Annotated in this window: 14 protein-coding genes; 4 read left to right on the forward strand and 10 right to left on the reverse strand. The window is 69.8% G+C overall.

Annotated features, from left to right (window positions below):
- Position 1 precedes the first annotated feature (1 nt).
- The 8 genes from pgk to OG883_RS20870 all read right to left on the reverse strand — a co-directional run bounded on the left by pgk (position 2) and on the right by OG883_RS20870 (position 10,919).
- Positions 2–1,213: a phosphoglycerate kinase gene (gene pgk, locus OG883_RS20835; RefSeq protein WP_266543066.1), complete on the reverse strand. Its 1,212-nt coding sequence runs from the start codon at positions 1,211–1,213 to the stop codon at positions 2–4.
- Positions 1,214–1,415: 202 nt separating this feature from the next.
- Entirely contained in the window at positions 1,416–2,420 is a 1,005-nt protein-coding gene (gene gap / locus OG883_RS20840) for a type I glyceraldehyde-3-phosphate dehydrogenase (RefSeq protein WP_266543068.1), read from the reverse strand.
- Between the two features lie 204 nt (positions 2,421–2,624).
- Complete coding sequence (locus tag OG883_RS20845) at positions 2,625–5,567, reverse strand: M14 family metallopeptidase (protein ID WP_266543070.1); 2,943 nt, start codon at positions 5,565–5,567, stop codon at positions 2,625–2,627.
- Between the two features lie 156 nt (positions 5,568–5,723).
- Positions 5,724–6,713, reverse strand: a complete 990-nt coding sequence (whiA, locus tag OG883_RS20850; protein ID WP_266543072.1) for a DNA-binding protein WhiA — start codon at positions 6,711–6,713, stop codon at positions 5,724–5,726.
- Positions 6,704–7,738 carry a uridine diphosphate-N-acetylglucosamine-binding protein YvcK gene (yvcK, locus tag OG883_RS20855; RefSeq protein WP_266543074.1) on the reverse strand — a complete coding sequence of 345 codons (1,035 nt, stop codon included), beginning with the start codon at positions 7,736–7,738 and terminating at the stop codon, positions 6,704–6,706. The genes whiA and yvcK overlap by 10 nt, the downstream gene beginning before the upstream one ends.
- Positions 7,735–8,673 carry an RNase adapter RapZ gene (gene rapZ, locus OG883_RS20860; RefSeq protein WP_266543075.1) on the reverse strand — a complete coding sequence of 313 codons (939 nt, stop codon included), beginning with the start codon at positions 8,671–8,673 and terminating at the stop codon, positions 7,735–7,737. The genes yvcK and rapZ overlap by 4 nt, the downstream gene beginning before the upstream one ends.
- Positions 8,670–10,667, reverse strand: coding sequence for an excinuclease ABC subunit UvrC (gene uvrC, locus OG883_RS20865; protein ID WP_266543079.1), 1,998 nt, complete (start codon positions 10,665–10,667; stop codon positions 8,670–8,672). The genes rapZ and uvrC overlap by 4 nt, the downstream gene beginning before the upstream one ends.
- 84 nt (positions 10,668–10,751) lie before the next feature.
- The gene (locus OG883_RS20870; protein WP_266543081.1) at positions 10,752–10,919 is read right to left on the reverse strand and encodes a hypothetical protein; all 168 of its coding nucleotides are present in this window, start codon (positions 10,917–10,919) and stop codon (positions 10,752–10,754) included.
- A 301-nt stretch (positions 10,920–11,220) separates the two neighbouring features.
- On the opposite strand from OG883_RS20870, the gene OG883_RS20875 reads away from it, so the two are divergent.
- Entirely contained in the window at positions 11,221–12,153 is a 933-nt protein-coding gene (locus OG883_RS20875; protein ID WP_266543083.1) for a hypothetical protein, read from the forward strand.
- Positions 12,154–12,325: 172 nt separating this feature from the next.
- Here OG883_RS20875 and OG883_RS20880 read toward each other — a convergent pair whose 3' ends face one another.
- Positions 12,326–12,754, reverse strand: a complete 429-nt coding sequence (locus tag OG883_RS20880) for a Rieske (2Fe-2S) protein (RefSeq protein ID WP_266543085.1) — start codon at positions 12,752–12,754, stop codon at positions 12,326–12,328.
- A 251-nt stretch (positions 12,755–13,005) separates the two neighbouring features.
- On the opposite strand from OG883_RS20880, the gene OG883_RS20885 reads away from it, so the two are divergent.
- Positions 13,006–13,911 (forward strand): carbohydrate kinase, encoded by a 906-nt coding sequence (locus OG883_RS20885; protein ID WP_266543087.1) that lies wholly within the window; start codon positions 13,006–13,008, stop codon positions 13,909–13,911.
- Positions 13,912–14,184: 273 nt separating this feature from the next.
- On the opposite strand, the gene uvrA is transcribed toward OG883_RS20885, so the two are convergent.
- The gene (gene uvrA / locus OG883_RS20890) at positions 14,185–17,178 is read right to left on the reverse strand and encodes an excinuclease ABC subunit UvrA (protein WP_266543089.1); all 2,994 of its coding nucleotides are present in this window, start codon (positions 17,176–17,178) and stop codon (positions 14,185–14,187) included.
- A 209-nt stretch (positions 17,179–17,387) separates the two neighbouring features.
- Between uvrA and OG883_RS20895 the strand changes: the two genes are divergently transcribed.
- A complete protein-coding gene (locus tag OG883_RS20895) occupies positions 17,388–18,098 on the forward strand; it encodes a maleylpyruvate isomerase family mycothiol-dependent enzyme (RefSeq protein ID WP_266543091.1) in 711 nt (236 codons plus the stop codon).
- Between the two features lie 9 nt (positions 18,099–18,107).
- Complete coding sequence (locus tag OG883_RS20900; RefSeq protein WP_266543093.1) at positions 18,108–18,761, forward strand: MBL fold metallo-hydrolase; 654 nt, start codon at positions 18,108–18,110, stop codon at positions 18,759–18,761.
- Positions 18,762–18,778 lie beyond the last annotated feature (17 nt).

Here is an 18,778-nt window from a genome sequence, read left to right on the forward strand (position 1 = left end):
GTCAGTCCTCCAGTGCGGCGAGGCCGGGGAGCGTCTTGCCCTCGAGGTACTCGAGGCTGGCGCCACCGCCGGTGGAAATGTGGCCGAATGCGTTCTCGTCGAAGCCCAGCGTGCGAACGGCCGCGGCCGAATCGCCGCCGCCGACGACGGTGAAGCCGTGGCTGCCGAGCAGCGCCTGGGCGACGGCCTTGGTTCCCCCGGCGTAGTCGGGGTGCTCGAAGACGCCGACGGGGCCGTTCCAGAAGACGGTCTCGGCGTCGATGATCTTCGACGCGAACAGCTCTCGCGTCTTCGGGCCGATGTCCAGGCCCTCCTTGTCGGCGGGGATCTTGTCCGCGTCGACCGTGATGAAGTCGGCCGGGGCCTTGGTCTTGAGGTCCGGGAACTCGCCCGAGGCCAGGACGTCGACCGGCAGCACGAGCTCGACGCCGTTCTTCTCGGCGCGCTGCATGTACTCCCGGACGGTCGGGATCTGGTCCTCCTGCAGCAGCGAGATACCGACCTCGTGGCCCTGGGCCTTGAGGAAGGTGTACGCCATGCCGCCGCCGATCAGGATGCGGTCGGCCTTGCCGAGCAGCTGGTCGATGACGGCCAGCTTGTCGGAGACCTTGGCGCCGCCGAGGACGACCACGTACGGCCGGTTGACGGCGTCGGTGAGCTTCTTCAGGACGGCGACCTCGGTGGCGATGAGGTATCCGGCGGCGTGCGGCAGCCGGGCGGGGAGGTCGTAGACCGAGGCGTGCTTGCGGTGTACGGCTCCGAAGCCGTCGCCGACGTAAAGATCGGCGAGCTGCGCGAGCTGGTCGGCGAACGCGCCGCGCTCGGCGTCGTCCTTGGACGTCTCGCCGGCGTTGAAGCGCAGGTTCTCGATGACGGCGACCTGGCCGTCGGCGAGGCCCGCGACGACGGAGGTGGCGGACTCGCCGACGGTGTCGGTCGCGAACGCGACATCGGCGCCGAGGAGTTCACCGAGCCGCGCGGCGGCCGGGGCGAGCGAGAACACCGGGTCCGGAGCGCCCTTGGGGCGGCCCAGGTGGGAGGCGACGATGACGCGCGCACCCGCCTCGGCGAGCTTGGCGACCGTCGGCACAACAGCTCGGATACGGCCGTCGTCGGTGATGGTCGTGCCGTCGAGCGGCACGTTGAGGTCGGCGCGGACGAATACCCGCTTGCCCGCGACCCCTTCGGCGAGAAGTTCGTCGATCGTCTTCATATGTGCAGGACTCCTAGAGAGCGGCTCCACGACGCGCGGGGAGCACAGCAACCATTGATTGAGTAGCCCCTGCGGCGAGCTGTCACGTCCGCGCGCGCGGGCGGCGGCTCAGCCGCAAAGGGTGACGTGCGTCAGGGCTCGAACCGCGCCGCATTGCGCTGCCCGAGCCCTGTCGTTCACATCGTGCTGCTCTCGTTGCTGATCAGAGCCGGCCGCCGACGAAGACCGTGAGGTCCACAAGGCGGTTGGAGTAGCCCCACTCGTTGTCGTACCAGCCGATGACCTTGACGTTCTTGCCCTGGACCATGGTCAGGGAGGAGTCGAAGGTGCAGGAGGCGGGCCAGTTGACGATGTCCGAGGAGACGATCGCGTCCTCGGTGTAGTCCAGGATGCCCTTGAGCTGACCCTCGGCCGCCTTCTGGAACGCGGTGTTGACCTCGTCCTTGGTGACCTCGCGCTCGAGCTCGATGACCAGGTCGGTCACGGAGCCGGTGGGGACCGGGACGCGCATCGCGATGCCGTCGAGCTTGCCCGCCAGCTCCGGGATCACCAGCGCGGTGGCCTTGGCGGCACCGGTGGTGGTCGGGATGATGTTCTCGGCGGCGGCGCGGGCGCGGCGCAGGTCCGAGTGCGGGAAGTCCAGGATGCGCTGGTCGTTGGTGTACGCGTGGACCGTGGTCATCATGCCCTTGACGATGCCGAAGTTCTCGAGGAGAACCTTGGCCATCGGCGCCACACAGTTGGTGGTGCAGGAGGCGTTGGAGATGACGTGGTGGTTGGCCGCGTCGTACTTGTCCTGGTTGACGCCCATCACGATGGTGATGTCCTCGTCCTTGGCCGGAGCCGAGATGAGGACCTTCTTGGCGCCGCCGGCGATGTGCTTCGCGGCGTCGGCCTTCTTGGTGAAGATGCCGGTCGACTCGATGACGATGTCGACGCCCAGCTCGCCCCACGGAATGTCGGCGGGGTTGCGCTCGGAGAGCACCTTGATGGTGTGGCCGTCGACCGTGATCGTGTCGGCGGTGTGGGTCACCTCGGCCTTGAGGCGGCCCAGGATGGTGTCGTACTTCAGCAAGTGGGCCGTGGTCGCAGTGTCACCCAGGTCGTTGACAGCCACGATCTCGATGTCTGCACCCTGCTCCAGCAGCGCGCGGAAGTAGTTACGACCGATGCGGCCAAAGCCGTTGATGCCTACGCGGATCGTCACGAACCGATCTCCTCGTTGGTGCGCCGGTTATCAGACGCCGGCGAGTTGTATGGGATGTCCCCGACCGCCTACGACCCTACCCCCCTGAGAGCCCCGGAGTGACATCGAGAGGGTCCCTGCGTGGCACCCCGTACCCCTACCGTCCAGTAGGGGTACGGGCCGCCGTGATCCGGGCCGCGGCGGTGCCGCTCCGACTACACGGAGTCAGCGGCGAAGGGCGCTCAGCGCCTTCCCGATCAGCTGCTTGCGGTCGGCCGCGCCGGGCACGTGCTCCAGGCCGAAGCCGAGCAGCACGGTGTCACGCGTGGTGATCGCGCCCGCCGACGGGAAGAGATCCTGGCTGCGCGTCCAGTTTCCGCGCGGCGCCGGGCTGCCGTCCGGCGGACCTGCCGCCGTCCAGGACCCCAGTGAGGTCTCGAAGCCCTCGGCTCCCTGCCCGCCGCCGGCCACCAGTCTGGTGTCGTCGAGGAAGAGGCCGCGGCCCCCGTCGCCGGAGTCGGTGATGTACGAGACGGAGACCTCGATCTGCCTGCCCGCGTACGCGCTCAGATCGAAGGAGGCGGCCCGCCAGCCGTCGGAGGCTCCGGTGAAGGAGTTCCAGGCTCCGCTCGTGCCGCTCGCGGTGCAGTCGGCCGACCCGACGGTGAGGTAGTGCCGCAGGAACGGGTGCTGGTTGACGTAGAAGCCCTCGTCGCACTGGGTCGGGACGGTGGTGGTGGTCCCACCGTTGGCGTCCGGCAGCGTCGTCCAGTCGTCCCGGCCCACTGTGTGGACCTCGACGACCGCGTGGTCGTAGCCGGGCTCGGTGCTGAAGCTGAGCCGCAGGTTCAGGGCCGGTCTGTCGGCGGCGCTCGCGCCGGTCAGATCGAGCGGACGGGACAGGCGCATGTAGGAGGCGTTGCGGTGTGCGGCGGCCGCGTACCACTCGCCCTCGTAGGGCGAGAACGGCATCGTGGCGCCCGGGTAGTCGCCCGCGGCCGCGCCGCGGAACTGCGGGAACTCGCCGGGCGGCAGCACGTCCGAGGTGATGGTGTACGCGCCCGCGGCGTCCAGCGGGTTGCCGGGCGCGCCGGCCAGCTCCACCGAGCTGCCCGCGAGCCGTCCCGTACCGAGGAAGCCGGTGGCCCCGGCCAGTGAGGCGCGGCCCGAGGCACCGAGGTAGTACTGGGCGAAGTCGTCGCTCACCGCCCCGCCGAGGTTTGCGTTGCCGCCGGCGCGCTCGCCGGCGGTGAGGAGCTTCCCGCCCTCGTTGATGTACTCGCGTACGGCCTGGGTGGTGGACCAGGAGGGCGCAGCGGCCCCGGTGTACCAGACCGCGTTCCTGAAGTGGCTGAGCACGCCGAGCCGGTGCGGGGTCCCCTGCGTGGCGATGTCCCAGACGGCGCTGCGCTGCTTGCTGTCGGCGAGTGCCCTGGTGTACGCGGCGGTGTGCCGGGCCGGGGCGGTGCCGCCCTCTTCGGCGATCACCAGCGTGTCGGCGCGCGGCCGTTCGGCGACGGTGTACGTGAAGTGCTCGCTGGAGGTGCCTTTCCCGTCCTTCGTACGACCGGTGAACCACACCTCGACCGTGTCTCCGACGTCGCCGTCCTGCACCTCGGCCCGGTACTCGTCGAAGCGGATGTTGTCCTCGCCGCCGTAGGTCTCGCCGCCCTTCCAGGGTATGAGCGCCTGGTCGTGCGTACGGCCGCCGTTGACGCGGTACTTGAGCTCCTTGTCGCGCACGGACTTACGGGCGACGACGGACACTTCCTGGTCACCGCCGCGGGCGTAGGAGGTGGTGAACGGGTCGGGGGTGAAGTCCGCCGCCTTCAGACCGAGCGAGGAGGACGGCTGGTCGGGGTGGGCGGCGGTCTCGGCGACGGAGAGCGCGAACGGGATGTTCTTGGCGAACTCCTGCTGGATGAGCTTCTCGTCGTCGGGGAAGGTGAAGACGGAGGCGCAGTCGGCCGCGTTCCAGGGGTCGTCGGGGTCGATCCGGGAGACGGTGGCGCAGGTCGACATCTCCGGGGTGTACATCATCATCCCGTTGACGTTGGCCGCGTGTCCGTCGGCCTCGCCGTTGGTGGTGTAGAGCTCGGAGGAGACCTGGGGGCGGTAGCCGGGGATCGCGGATTTCTCGGGCGTTCCGGCGAGCGACTTGTACAGGACGTCGTCCGGCGTCGGGGTGGCGACCTGCCAGCCGACTCCGTACAGGATCAGCTGGGCCGCGGAGTGGTAGTTGATGCCGTACTCGAAGCCGATGCGCTTTTGGAACGCATCGATGGCCTTGGTCTCGGGCTCGGAGGCCGGGCCGGTGCCGCGGAAGGTCTCACTGAAGGGGTCGGGGGACGAACCCTCGTTGTCGTAGCCCCACTTGTAGGTGAAGTTGCGGTTGAGGTCGACGCCGTCGCCGGGGGCGGTCCGGCCGTCGCCGTCGTTGTCGCGCAGGTTCTTGCGCCACTGCCGCTCGGCGGTGCCGGTGAATGTGTAGTCGTAGCCGTCGGGGTTGGCGGAGAGCACGAACCACAGCTCGGTGGAGTCCACGATCCTGGTGATGCGCGGGTCCTTGCCGTACTGGGTGAGGTAATGGTGCATCAGCCGCCGGGTCATCTCGGGGGTGATCCACTCACGGGCGTGCTGGTTGGACATGTACAGCGTGGAGGGCTTTGAGCCGTCCATGGATTTCCTGGCGCCCTTGCTGAGCTTGAGGGCGAGGATGTCCTGGCCCTTGACGGTCCTGCCGATGCTGACGACCTTGGTGAGGCCGGGGTGGGCCCGGGCGGTGGCGAGGATCTCGCGCTGCAGCCCGCCCTCGCCGCTGTACGGGCGGAAGACGCCGTCGCCCGCGGCCGCGACGCGCTTCTCCGCGGTGTCCGAGAGAGTGTGCTCGGCGAGGCCGACGCCCTGCTCGCGCAGTTCGCCCGCCTGCCGCTCGGTGAGGTGGAGCTCGATGGTGGCGATGCCCCTGTCGGGCACCTGCTCGCTCAGCTCATGGCCGTCGGCACCGGCCGCGAGGACCAGCGGTACCTGGGCCTTGGTGACTTTCGCGTGCCATACGGAGAGTTCGTCGCCGTCGCCCCCGGGTTCGGCCTGGGCGGTCGGTGCGGCTGCCAGTCCGGCGATCAGGAGTGAAGCCGCGGCGAGGATCGATCTCGCTCTGCGTCTCATGTGCCCCCCTTGCTGTCGTGTGCCACGAAGTGGTCAGAGGCCAGGCTCATGACACTTCATGATCATGTCAACGGCGCGCTCTCGGCCGGACATGACGCCGCTGCCGGTGCCCGGGTGGGCACCGGCAGCGGTGGGCTCGACGGGGAAGGCGGAAACTCAGCCGACGAGGCTGTCGTCCATCTCCTCGGTGAGGTTGGATTCCGTACCGGGGATGCCGAGGTCCTGGGCCCTCTTGTCGGCCATCGCCAGCAGCCTGCGGATACGGCCCGCGACCGCGTCCTTCGTCAGCGGCGGGTCGGCGAGCGCGCCCAGCTCCTCCAGGGAGGCCTGCTTGTGCTCCATCCGCAGCCGTCCGGCGGCGGCGAGATGCTCGGGCACCTCCTCGGCGAGGATCTCCAGCGCACGCTGCACCCGGGCGCCGGCGGCGACCGCGGCGCGGGCGGAGCGGCGGAGGTTGGCGTCGTCGAAGTTGGCGAGGCGGTTGGCGGTGGCGCGCACCTCGCGCCGCATCCGCCGCTCCTCCCAGGCCAGTACCGACTCGTGCGCACCGAGCCGGGTCAGCAGCGCGCCGATCGCGTCCCCGTCGCGTACGACCACGCGGTCCACACCGCGTACCTCACGCGCCTTGGCGGCGATGGAGAGCCGGCGGGCCGCGCCGACCAGGGCGAGGGCCGCCTCCGGGCCAGGGCAGGTGACCTCCAGGGAGGAGGAGCGGCCCGGCTCGGTGAGCGAGCCGTGCGCCAGGAACGCGCCGCGCCAGGCGGCCTCCGCGTCACACGTGGCGCCGGAGACGACCTGCGGGGGCAGCCCCCGGATCGGGCGGCCACGGCCGTCGACCAGACCCGTCTGGCGGGCCAGCTGGTCACCGCCCGCAACCACCCGAACGACGTAACGGGAGCCGCGGCGCAGCCCCCCGGGCGCCATCACCATGAGCTCCGAGCTGTGCCCGAAGATCTCGAGAATGTCCCGCTTCAGCCGGCGCGCCGCGATCCCGGTGTCCAGCTCCGCCTCGATCACAATGCGGCCGCTGACCAGGTGCAGCCCGCCCGCGAACCGAAGAATCGCCGAGACCTCTGCCTTTCTGCAGCAGGTCCGGGTGACGGGAAGCCGGGAAATTTCGTCCTTCACCGCTGCCGTCATCGCCATGGGCCGATCCTTCCATGCATCCGAAAAATACGGTCGTACGCGGCGGCCAACAGCTCCGGGTCGTGCTTCGGAACGCCATCGGGCGAGGCCACAGGGGCCAGCTCGACCGCGGCGCCGAACCGCTTGGCGGCATCGGAGAGGGACTCGCGGTCGGGCACAGCGGCCTCGTCGGCCAGCACCACGTCCAGGGCGAGTTTAGGCGCGTGTCGTCCCAAAACCTCCAAATGACGCTGCGGTGAGAAGCCTTCTGTTTCGCCGGGCTGCGGGGCGAGGTTGAGCGAGAGGATCCTGCGGGCCTTTGTCTCGATCAGCGCGTCCAGCAGCTCCGGCACCAGCAGATGCGGAATCACCGAGGAGAACCAGGAGCCCGGGCCCAGCACCACCCAGTCGGCGTCCAGGACGGCGGCGACGGCCTCGGGAACGGCGGGCGGGTCGTGCGGGACCAGGTGCACGGACTGCACCTCACCAGGGGTGAGCGCGACCGTCGCCTGGCCCCGCACCGTGGATATCTCGTCCGGGCGCGTCGCGTCATGGCCCCGTACGAGTGCCTGCAGCTCCAGCGGCACGGCGGACATCGGCAGCACCCGGCCGTGCGCGCCGAGCAGCTTGCCGACCAGGTCCAGGGCCTGGACATGGTCGCCGAGCTGCTCCCACAGCGCCACGATCAGCAGATTGCCGACCGCGTGTTCATGCAGCTCACCCCGGGACTGGAAGCGGTGCTGGATGACGCGGGACCAGGTCTGGCCCCAGTCGTCGTCGCCGCACAGCGCCGCCAGGGCCTTGCGGAGATCGCCGGGCGGCAGCACGCCGAGCTCCTCACGGAGCCGGCCGCTGGAGCCGCCGTCGTCGGCGACGGTGACGACCGCCGTCAGGTCACCAGTGATACGGCGCAGTGCAGTGAGCGACGCGGACAGGCCCATGCCGCCGCCGAGTGCGACGACCTTGGGGTGAGCACCGCGTTTACGTCCCGACAGCGGGGGCGTGGACCTGCGCAGCCGCCGCAGACGGAGGTTGCGTCCGGTCACTCGCGCCCCATGTCACGGTGGACGACGACGGTCTCGATTCCCTCGGTGCCGAGACGGGCGGCCAGCTTCTCGGACATGGCGACGGAGCGGTGCTTGCCACCCGTACAGCCCACGGCGATGGTGACGTACCGCTTGCCCTCGCGGCGGTAGCCGGCGGCGATCAGCTCGAGCAGCTCGGTGTACTGGTCCAGGAACTCCTTGGCGCCCGGCTGGTTGAAGACATAACCCGACACCTCTTCGTTGAGGCCGGTGAACGGGCGCAGCTCCGGGACCCAGTGCGGGTTGGGCAGGAAGCGGCAGTCCACCACCAGGTCGGCGTCGACCGGCAGGCCGTACTTGTAGCCGAAGGACATCACCGTGGCACGCAGCTCCGGCTCCTCGTCGCCCGCGAACTGGGCGTCCATCTTGGCGCGCAGTTCGTGGACGTTGAGGCTGGAGGTGTCGATCACCAGGTCGGCGTCGCCGCGCAGCTCGCGCAGCAGATCGCGCTCGGCGGCGATGCCGTCGACGATCCGGCCGTCGCCCTGGAGGGGGTGCGGCCGGCGGACCGACTCGAAGCGGCGCACCAGTGCGTCGTCGGAGGATTCCAGGAACACGATCCGCCGGGTGACCTGCTTGGATTCGAGGTCGGCCAGGGACTCGCGGAGGTTGTCGAAGAACCGCCTGCCCCGTACGTCGACGACGACGGCGATCCTGGCGACATTGCCCTGCGAGCGGGCGCCGAGCTCCACCATCGTGGGGATCAGCGCGGGCGGCAGGTTGTCTACGACGAACCAGCCGAGGTCCTCCAGACACTTCGCCGCCGTGCTGCGCCCGGCTCCGGACATGCCGGAGATGATCACCAGCTCGGGGATGGCTGCCTCTGTGGCTTCGGCGGGCTCGGTTCCATTGCCCGTACTCACGTCTGCTGCTCCGTCTCCATCGTGCTCAGTCATGTCGTGCTGCCCCCGTCGTTCTCTTCAATGATCTCTCCTGTTGCCGTATTCACGGCAGGCGCGGCCGGAGCCGCCTGGGCGAGGGCCACGACAACGGACTCCGCCGTCTTGCGGCCCATGCCGGGAACCTCGCAGATCTGCTCGATTGTCGCCTGCTTCAGCCGCTTCACCGATCCGAAATGCTTGATCAGAGCCTGTTTACGCGTTTCACCCAGGCCGGGTACGGCGTCCAGCGGGCTGGTCCTGATGCGCTTGGTCCGCTTGGAGCGCTGGTAACGGATGGCGAAGTCGTGAGCCGTGTCACGGACGCGCTGCAGGAGATACAGCCCCTCGCTGGAGCGGGGCAGGACCACCGGGTCGTCGTCCTGCGGAAGCCAGACCTCCTCGAGGCGCTTGGCCAGACCGCAGACGGCGACATCGTCGATGCCGAGCTCGTCGAGAGCGCGCTGGGCGGCGGCCACCTGGGGCTGTCCACCGTCGACGACGACCAGCTGGGGAGGGTACGCGAAACGCTTGGGCTTCCCGTCGTCCTCGGGGACGTCGTCCCCGATCCACTCGCCCGTCTTGTCCTTCTCCGCGAGATAGCGCCTGAAGCGGCGGCTGATCACCTCGTGCATGGACCGGACGTCGTCCTGCCCCTCGCCGTGCCAGATTTGCGTGTCTCCGACCCGGCCTCTGATCTGGAAGCGGCGGTACTCGCTCTTGCGGGGCAGTCCGTCCTCGAAGACCACCATGGACGCCACCACGTCCTCGCCCTGGAGATGCGAGATGTCGAAGCACTCGATCCGCAGCGGCGCCGAGTCCAGGCCGAGGGCCTCGGCGATCTCCTCCAGCGCGCGCGAGCGGGTGGTGAGATCACTGGCCCGCTTGGTCTTGTGCAGGCCGAGCGCCTGCAGCGCATTGCGCTGGACCGTTTCCATCAGGGCTTTCTTGTCGCCGCGCTGCGGGATGCGCAGCGAGACATTCGCCCCGCGTCGGCCGCTCAGCCACTGGGTGACGGCGTCGGTGTCCTCGGGGAGGGCCGGGACGAGGACCTCCTTGGGGACGGCGTCGCCGCGCTCCTCGCCGTACAACTGCTGCAGCGCGTGCTCGACGAGGCCGGCGGTGTCGACGGCCTCGACCTTGTCGGTGACCCAGCCGCGCTGACCCCGGACGCGTCCGCCGCGGACATGGAAGATCTGCACGGCGGCCTCGAGCTCGTCCTCGGCGACGGCGATCAGATCGGCGTCGGTGGCGTCGGCCAGCACGACGGCGTTCTTCTCCAGGGCCCGCTTGAGGGCCTCTATGTCGTCGCGCAGGCGGGCCGCCTTCTCGTACTCCATCTCGTCGGCGGCCGCCATCATCTGCTTCTCCAGGCGCCGGATGTAGGTGCCGGTGCGGCCGGCCATGAAGTCGCAGAACTCCTCGGCCAGTTCACGGTGCTCCTCGGGGGTCACCCGGCCCACGCAGGGCGCGGAGCACTTGCCGATGTAGCCGAGCAGACAGGGTCGCCCCTTCTGGGCGTGGTTCTTGAACACCCCGGAGGAGCAGGTGCGTACGGGAAAGACACGGAGCATCAGGTCGACGGTCTCGCGGATCGCCCAGGCATGGCCGTACGGACCGAAGTAGCGCACGCCCTTCTTCTTGGCGCCACGCATCACCTGGACCCGCGGGAACTCCTCATTGAGGGTGACCGCGAGATACGGATAGCTCTTGTCGTCGCGGTACTTGACGTTGAACCGGGGGTCGTACTCCTTGATCCAGGAGTACTCCAGCTGCAGCGCCTCGACCTCGGTGGAGACGACGGTCCACTCGACGGAGGCCGCCGTGGTGACCATGGTGCGGGTGCGCGGGTGGAGATTCGCCACGTCCTGGAAGTAGTTGGCGAGGCGCTGGCGCAGGCTTTTTGCCTTCCCGACGTAGATCACCCGGCGGTGCTCGTCGCGGAATTTGTAGACCCCCGGCGAGTCGGGGATCTGTCCCGGCTTGGGGCGGTAGCTGGAGGGGTCTGCCATGCCGTCCACCCTACTGGCGGGCGGTGACAGTGCGGTCATGAACGGGCGCCCGGCACTGTGGGGAGGTGCCGGGCGCCCGGGTACTCAAACGCGGCGGCTCAGGCGCGGCGCCGTCACACCGCACAGGGCAAGTGCCGCGACGGCGCCCGCCGCGGTGGCTGCCGAGGCGACGGTGACCGCGCTGTCTTCGCTGCCCGCCTCGACTTCACTGCCTTCTCGGCCTTCGCTGTCTTCGCTGTTTTTGTTGCCCATCGCGTTCCTCCCGAGAGGGGTGGGGATGGAGGAGCGGGTCCGGACGCTTCGGATGAGCATCAGGGCTTGTCGGAGGCAGGTCAACACGCTTCAATGCGGGGTAACACGGCGCTGTGAACGGTGTGGCCGGGATGTGAACACATCCGTCCCGCCCCACCTGGAGCGCCGTCGCCGCCCACCCACAGCGGCTCACCACCGTCGTGAACATTCACTGAACCCCCGAATCCCCTCATCTCCCCGAAGTCCCGAAGTCCCGAAGCTCCGAAGTCCACAGAACGCGTGAAGTCGCTGGAGGAAATCCATGGGGCACACCGAGGCCGATCTGGCGCAGGTGCTGCACAGCGGCCCGTTCCATCTGGCGCTGCGCGCGGCTCTCGCGGTGCGCGGCCTGCCGCTCCAGCGCGTCCAGCACCATCTCGCCCACCGCGGGATCAAGGTCGGGGTGACCAGTCTCAGTTACTGGCAGCAGGGTGCGCGCCGCCCGCAGCGCCCCGAGTCGCTGCGCGCCGTACGCGCCCTGGAGGAGATGCTCGAGCTGCCGGGGAACTCGCTGATCCGGCTGCTCGGCGTCGGCGAGGGGAGCGCGCGCGGCGATGTCGAGCGCCCCGCCACCCGCTCGTACCGCTCGCTGGTGGAGTCCTCCGGCGTAGTGGAGCAGCTGCTCCGCGACCTGGAGTCGCCGACGGACGGCGGGCTGCACACGGTGGGGCACCAGGAGCGCGTACGGATCGGGGCGGGGCGCGAGATGCTGGGGCGCGACTCGCAGCATGTGGTGCGCGCCCACCGCGACGGCATCGACCGCTATCTGGCCATCCACCACGGAGACCCGGGCTGCGACCCGGCGCGGGTGGAGGTGAGCGCGCTGGAAAACTGCCGCACGGGGCGTGTGCGATGGCACCGGGAGACCGGAGTGCTCGTCGCGGAGCTGCTGTTCGACTCCCGGCTGCGCGCGGGCGAGACGTACCTCTTCGGCTACGGCTTCGAGGACGGGACCGGCGGGCCGAGCGGTGAGTACGTGCGGGGCTTCAGCTTCGCGGGCGGGCAGTACGTCCTGCAGGTGCGCTTCGACGAGGGGGCGTTGCCGGTACGGTGCCGCCGGTTCGCGCAGGCGACGACGGGGGCGCCGCGGGGCGCCCGGACGGATCTCACGCTCAGCGGCCGGCATCGTACGGTCCATCTGCTGGAGCAGGGAGTACGGCCGGGGATACTCGGGATCGACTGGGACTGGGACTGATCAGGCTGCCGACTGCCGGCTGCACGTGACACCCCGGGTGCCCCCGGTGCCCCTGCTGTCTGTTGTGCCTCGAGCCTTCGGCCTCCGGGCCGGTACACCTCCGGGCCGGTACACCTCGGGGCCGGTACGCCTCCGGGCCGGTACGCCTCCGGGCCGGTACACCTCGGGTCTGTTACGCCTCGGGGCCGGCGACGAGGTTGCCGCCCTCCGCCCTGACCGGAACCTCGGGGAGCGGCACGGTCGCCGGGCCTTGCAGCGCCTTGCCGGTCATGACATCGAAGCGGCTGCCGTGGCAGGGGCAGTTGCCCTCGGTGCCCTCGACCTTGTCGAGTACACAGCCCGCGTGCGTGCACTGCGCGCTGAAGGCCTTGTACTGCCCCTTCGCCGGGCAGCTGACGACAAGGCGCTGCTCGCGGAAGAGCTTGGCGCCGCCGACCGGGACGGCCTCCGCCGCGCCGAGATCGACCGGTGCGGTCGGGGTCGGCGTCTCGGCGTGGCCGAGCTTCGACTCGGTGGAGCAGGCCGCGACTCCCAGCCCGGCGGCCCCGGCGAGGGCGGCGCCTTTCAGCACGGTGCGGCGGGCGGCGGGCTGGCCGGACATGGTGTCTCCACTGATCAGGGCATCGGGCGGACGGGGCGTCGGTGACAGACCCGACGATACCGGCGGAGATCGGTGGCCCGGCGGGCGGGCCGTCGGTCGCCGCCGGAGGCCGGGTGATGCCGTCACCAGGGGCCGTGGGGGATGCCTTCGCGGGTACGGATGCCGCCTCCGGGGCCAGGGTGACCGTGGTCCGGGCGTCGCGCCGGGGGTACGGGTGTCGCCTCGGGGGGCTATGGGCTACGTTCTGGGCCGTGATCGTCGTCGCCGGAGAATCCTTGATCGACCTGGTCCCGCAGGGGGACGGCGAGCCGCTGCCGATGTTGCTGCCGCGCCTCGGCGGCGGCCCGTACAACACAGCCGTTGCCCTGGGGCGGCTCGGCGCGCGGGTCACCTTCTGCTCGCGTGTCTCGACGGACGGCTTCGGCGAGGCCCTGCTGGCCGGACTGCGTACGGCAGGGGTCTCGGCCTCCCTGGTGCAGCGCGGGCCCGAACCGACGACGCTGGCGGTCGCGGCCGTCGGCGCGGACGGCTCCGCCGGCTACGGCTTCTACGCTCAGGGCAGCGCGGACCGGCTCTTCGAGCTCCCGCCGGAGCTGCCCGATTCGGTGCAGGCGCTGGCGCTCGGAACCTGCTCGCTGATGCTGGAGCCGGGGGCCAGTGCGTACGAGGCGCTGCTGCGGCGGGAGTCGGGGCGCGGGGTCTTCACCCTGCTCGATCCGAACATCAGGGCCGGTCTGATCCCGGACCCGGACGCCTACCGGGCGCGGTTCGCGAGCTGGCTGCCGTACGTCTCGCTGCTGAAGCTCTCCGAGGAGGACGCGCAGTGGCTCGGCGGTGTGCCCCAAGGGCCCGCTGCCGTGGTGCTGACGCGGGGGGCGGACGGTCTGGCTGTACGGACTCGGGGCGGGCTGGAGGTCTCGGTACCGGCCACGCCGGTGGCCGTCGCCGACACGATCGGCGCGGGCGACACCGTGAACGCGGCGCTGCTGCACAGCCTCGCGGCCCGGGACGCCCTGTCGGCGGACGCACTGGCCGCACTCGGGGCGCAGGGGTGGGGCGAGGTGCTGCGCTTCGCGTCACGGGCGGCTGCGGTGACCTGCTCGCGCACGGGTGCGGAGCCGCCGTATGCGTCGGAACTGGCGGAGCCCGACCGCTAGGGCGTGCGGGAGAAGGAGCGCCGTCCGCGCCCGCAGGGCGGGCCCTGCGGCGTCCGGTGCGTGCCATCGCGCAGCGGAGGACCGCTCTCGTACGGGACGTACTCGGGCGAAGCCGACACCATCGCGTGGGGGCACTTCCCAGCGGTGGCCGGGGATGTGCATGCCAGAGGCCGCGGGGCGGCCGGACTTCTCAAGAACGCCCCAGGGGCGCTGAACACCCGTGCGCGCCGCGGGAGTTCCCACGGTGCGCACGGGTGTTCAGGGGTGTCCGGGTCAGGCCTTGCGGGACCGGGTGGTCCGTGCCGTGGCCGTCTTCTTCACCGGGGCCGCCTTCGCGGCGACCGCATTCCTGGCCACGGCGTTCTTCGCCACAGCCTTCTTCGTCGCCTTCCGCGCCGGGGGCACCGTCGCGTCGCTGATCCGGTCCGCGTCCAGGATGTCCCGCAGGAACTTGCCGGTGTGACTGGTCGGGACCGCCGCCACCTGCTCCGGACTGCCTTCGGCGATGACCAGGCCGCCGCCGTTGCCGCCCTCGGGGCCCATGTCGACGACCCAGTCGGCCGTCTTGACGACATCCAGGTTGTGCTCGATGACGATCACCGTGTTGCCCTTGTCGACCAGACCGGACAGCACATTGATCAGCTTGCTGATGTCCTCGAAGTGCAGACCGGTCGTCGGCTCGTCCAGGACATAGACCGTACGTCCGGTGGAACGCTTCTGGAGCTCCGAAGCCAGCTTCACACGCTGGGCCTCACCGCCCGAGAGGGTCGGCGCGGACTGGCCCAGCCGCACATAGCCGAGGCCCACCTCATGGAGGGTCTTCAGATGGCGGGCGATCGTCGGGACGGCACCGAAGAAGTCCAGCGCCTCCTCGATGGGCATGTCCAGCACCTCGGCGATGGACTTCCCCTTGTAGTGAACCTCCAGGGTCTCCCGGTTGTAGCGCGCCCCGTGGCAGACCTCGCACGGGACGTACACGTCCGGCAGGAAGTTCATCTCGATCTTGATGGTGCCGTCACCGGAGCAGTTCTCGCAGCGGCCGCCCTTGACGTTGAAGGAGAACCGGCCGGGGAGGTAGCCCCGGACCTTGGCCTCCATCGTCTCCGCGAAGAGCCTGCGGACGTGGTCGAAGACACCGGTGTACGTCGCCGGGTTGGAACGGGGCGTACGGCCGATGGGCGACTGATCGACGTGCACCACCTTGTCGACGAGGTCGTCGCCGTCCACCCGGGTGTGGCGTCCCGGCACCGACTTGGCGCCGTTGAGCTCGCGCGCCAGGTGGGTGTAGAGGATGTCGTTGACCAGCGTCGACTTGCCCGATCCCGAGACACCGGTGACCGCCGTCAGCACGCCGAGCGGGAAGGAGACGTCGATGTCGCGCAGGTTGTTCTCCCGGGCGCCGTGGACGGTGAGCTGCCGTCCCGGATCCACGGGCCTGCGGATGTCCGGCGTCGGGATGGACCTCTTCCCGGCGAGGTACTGACCGGTGATCGACGCCTTGTTGGCCAGTAGCTCCTTCAGCGAACCGGAGTGCACGACCTCGCCGCCGTGCTCACCCGCGCCCGGGCCGATGTCGACGACCCAGTCGGCCACCTTGATGGTGTCCTCGTCGTGCTCGACGACGATGAGGGTGTTGCCCATGTCGCGCAGCCGGACGAGCGTCTCGATGAGCCGGTGGTTGTCGCGCTGATGCAGACCGATGGACGGCTCGTCCAGGACGTACAGCACACCGACCAGTCCGGAGCCGATCTGGGTGGCGAGCCGGATGCGCTGTGCCTCGCCGCCGGAGAGCGTGCCGGCCGCGCGGTTCAGCGAGAGGTAGTCGAGGCCGACGTCGACCAGGAACTTCAGCCGTTCGTTGACCTCCTTGAGCACCCGCTCGGCGATCTTCTTGTCGCGGGTGTTGAGCTTGAGCCGGCCGAGGAAGTCCGCGCACTCGCTGATCGACATCGCGGCGACGTCGGCGATCGACTTCTCCATCACCGTGACCGCCAGGACGATCGGCTTCAGCCGGGTGCCCTCACACGTCGGGCAGTGCACCTCGCGCATATAGCCCTCGAAGCGCTCCCTGCTGGAGTCGCTCTCGGCCTCGCTGTGCCGCCGCTTGACGAACTGCACGGCTCCTTCGAATGCGGGCGTGGTGTACGCACGCTCCCGCCCGTATCTGTTCCGGTAGCGGACCTCGACCTGGGTCTTGTGCCCGTGCAGCAGCGCCTTCTTGGCACGTTGCGGCAGCCCGGCCCAGGGCATGTCGGTGCTGAAGCCCAGCGCCTGGGCGAGCCCGCCGATGAGCCGGCCGAAGTACTCCTTGGTGTGGCCGTGCGACCAGGGATGGATCGCACCCTCGTCGAGGGACTTCTCCTCGTCCGGGACGATCAGCTCCGGGTCGACCTCCATACGCGTGCCGATACCGGTGCAGTCGGGGCAGGCGCCGAAGGGCGAGTTGAAGGAGAAGGAGCGGGGCTCGAGCTCCTCGAAGGAGAGGTCGTCGTACGCGCAGTAGAGATGCTCGGAGTACATCCGCTCGCGCTCGGGGTCGTCCTCGGCGAGGTCGACGAAGTCGAGCACGACCATACCGCCGGCGAGGCCGAGCGCGGTCTCGATCGAGTCGGTCAGCCGGCGCTTGGCACCGTCCTTGACGGTGAGGCGGTCGATGACCACCTCGATGGTGTGCTTCTCCTGCTTCTTCAGCTTGGGCGGGTCGGAGAGCTGGATGGTCTGTCCGTCGACCCGCGCCCGGCTGTAGCCCTTGGTCTGCAGATCGGCGAAGAGATCGACGAACTCACCCTTGCGCTCGCGCACGAGGGGCGAGAGCACCTGGAAGCGGCTGCCCTCGGGCAGTTCGAGCACCTTGTCGACGATGGCCTGCGGCGACTGGCGCGTGATGGGCCGGCCGCACTCGGGGCAGTGCGGCTTGCCGATACGGGCAAAGAGCAGCCGGAGGTAGTCGTAGACCTCGGTGATGGTGCCGACCGTCGAGCGCGGGTTGCGCGAGGTCGACTTCTGGTCGATGGAGACGGCCGGGGAGAGACCCTCGATGAAGTCGACGTCCGGCTTGTCCATCTGGCCGAGGAACTGCCGGGCGTAGGAGGAGAGCGACTCGACGTACCGGCGCTGCCCCTCGGCGAAGATCGTGTCGAACGCGAGGGACGACTTGCCCGACCCCGAGAGCCCGGTGAACACGATGAGGGAGTCACGCGGGAGGTCGAGCGAGACGTTCTTGAGGTTGTGCTCGCGAGCGCCACGAACGATGAGACGGTCGGCCACGCCGGTCCGCACCTTTCTTGAGAGAAGCGGGGGGCACAGCCCCCGCCCAGACTATGGGGGCCGCCGGATCGTTTGGATTCCAAGCTTGGTATGGCTCCTGCCAACCAAGGATGCCTGATGTCTCCACCGAGCGTATAGCACGTGCATTCGAATTACGGTCATGCTCTGCCACCTTCACCCGATCAGGTGGCGGGACTATCGTCGGCGCCATGATCGATCCCCTGCGCGACCTGGCCTCTGTACGTGAAGCAACCGACCGGCTCCTCACCGCAGCCGCCGCTCTGGACAACGCCACCACGACCGGACCGTCACGGCTGCCGGGCTGGAGCCGCGGCCATGTACTGGCCCATCTCGCCCGAAACGCCGACGCGCTCGTCAATGTCCTCGAGGGCCGCCCGATGTACGTCAGCGGCGAGGCGCGCGATGCCGACATCGAACGCGATGCGCCCCGCCCCCTCGCCGCCCAGCTCGCCGACGTACGCGACACGGCCGCCCGCTTCCAGGCCGTCGGTGCCGGGCCCGCCGACTGGAACCGCACTGTCGAGCTGCGCAACGGCGTGACCGACGCCGCGGCCCGCATCCCCTTCCGCCGCCTCATCGAGGTCGAGCTGCACCATGTCGATCTGGACATCGGCTACGAGCTCGAGGACCTGCCCGGAGAGTTCACCGCACGGGAGATCGACTTCCTCGCGCAGCGCTTCACCGGCCGCGCGGACGTCCCCCCGACCCGGATCCTCGCAACCGGACAGGACGGTGCCGCCGGAGCAGTCGGCGGGGAGTGGCGCACCGGCGGTCAGGACGGCATTCCGGTGACCGTCTCCGGCCCCGTCCCCGCGCTGCTCGGCTGGCTCGCCGGCCGCCGGGACGGGAAGGATCTGGACACGGCAGGAGCCCTGCTTCCCACGCTGCCCCCGCTATAGGCTGGCTCCATGACGTACAGCGGAGTGGTGAAGGTCGGCGGCCCGGCGGATGTGCACGAGCTCACAGACCTGATGATCTCCAAGGTCGCGGTCGGCCCGATGAACAACAACTCCTATCTGCTGCGCTGCCGGGCCACCGGCGAGCAGCTGCTGATCGACGCGGCCGACGAACCCGAGACCCTGCTCCGGATGATCGGTGACGACTCCATCGCGTCCGTCGTCACCACCCACCGCCACGGCGACCACTGGCAGGCACTGGCCGAGGTCGTCCGGTCGACCGGCGCCCGCACCTACGCCGGGCGGTACGACGCCGAGGGCATCCCCGTCCCGACCGATGTACCGGTCGAGGACGGGGACACGATCCGCGTCGGCCGCGTCGAGCTGACCGCCCGCCATCTGGTGGGACACACCCCGGGCTCGATCGCCCTCGTCTACGACGACCCGCACGGCCACCCGCATGTCTTCACCGGCGACTGCCTCTTCCCCGGCGGCCCGGGACGGACCACCGGCCCGGCGGACTTCACCTCCCTGATGGACGGGCTCGAGGCCAAGCTCTTCGGCTCGCTGGCGGACGAGACCTGGATCTACCCGGGCCACGGAAACGACTCCACCCTCGGCGCGGAGCGCCCGCACCTCGCCGAGTGGCGCGAGCGCGGCTGGTGATCAGAGCCGCTTGACCA

Source organism: Streptomyces sp. NBC_01142 (assembly GCF_026341125.1).
Taxonomy (GTDB): Bacteria; Actinomycetota; Actinomycetes; order Streptomycetales; family Streptomycetaceae; genus Streptomyces.

Excerpts from the sequence above, each read along its gene's own strand:
- pgk (WP_266543066.1), bottom strand. The coding sequence starts at position 1,213 with ATGAAGACGATCGACGAACTTCTCGCCGAAGGGGTCGCGGGCAAGCGG.
- OG883_RS20845 (WP_266543070.1), bottom strand. The coding sequence starts at position 5,567 with ATGAGACGCAGAGCGAGATCGATCCTCGCCGCGGCTTCACTCCTGATC.
- whiA (WP_266543072.1), bottom strand. The coding sequence starts at position 6,713 with ATGGCGATGACGGCAGCGGTGAAGGACGAAATTTCCCGGCTTCCCGTC.
- rapZ (WP_266543075.1), bottom strand. The coding sequence starts at position 8,673 with ATGACTGAGCACGATGGAGACGGAGCAGCAGACGTGAGTACGGGCAAT.
- uvrC (WP_266543079.1), bottom strand. The coding sequence starts at position 10,667 with ATGGCAGACCCCTCCAGCTACCGCCCCAAGCCGGGACAGATCCCCGAC.
- OG883_RS20870 (WP_266543081.1), bottom strand. The coding sequence starts at position 10,919 with ATGGGCAACAAAAACAGCGAAGACAGCGAAGGCCGAGAAGGCAGTGAA.
- OG883_RS20875 (WP_266543083.1), top strand. The coding sequence starts at position 11,221 with ATGGGGCACACCGAGGCCGATCTGGCGCAGGTGCTGCACAGCGGCCCG.
- OG883_RS20880 (WP_266543085.1), bottom strand. The coding sequence starts at position 12,754 with ATGTCCGGCCAGCCCGCCGCCCGCCGCACCGTGCTGAAAGGCGCCGCC.
- OG883_RS20895 (WP_266543091.1), top strand. The coding sequence starts at position 17,388 with ATGATCGATCCCCTGCGCGACCTGGCCTCTGTACGTGAAGCAACCGAC.
- OG883_RS20900 (WP_266543093.1), top strand. The coding sequence starts at position 18,108 with ATGACGTACAGCGGAGTGGTGAAGGTCGGCGGCCCGGCGGATGTGCAC.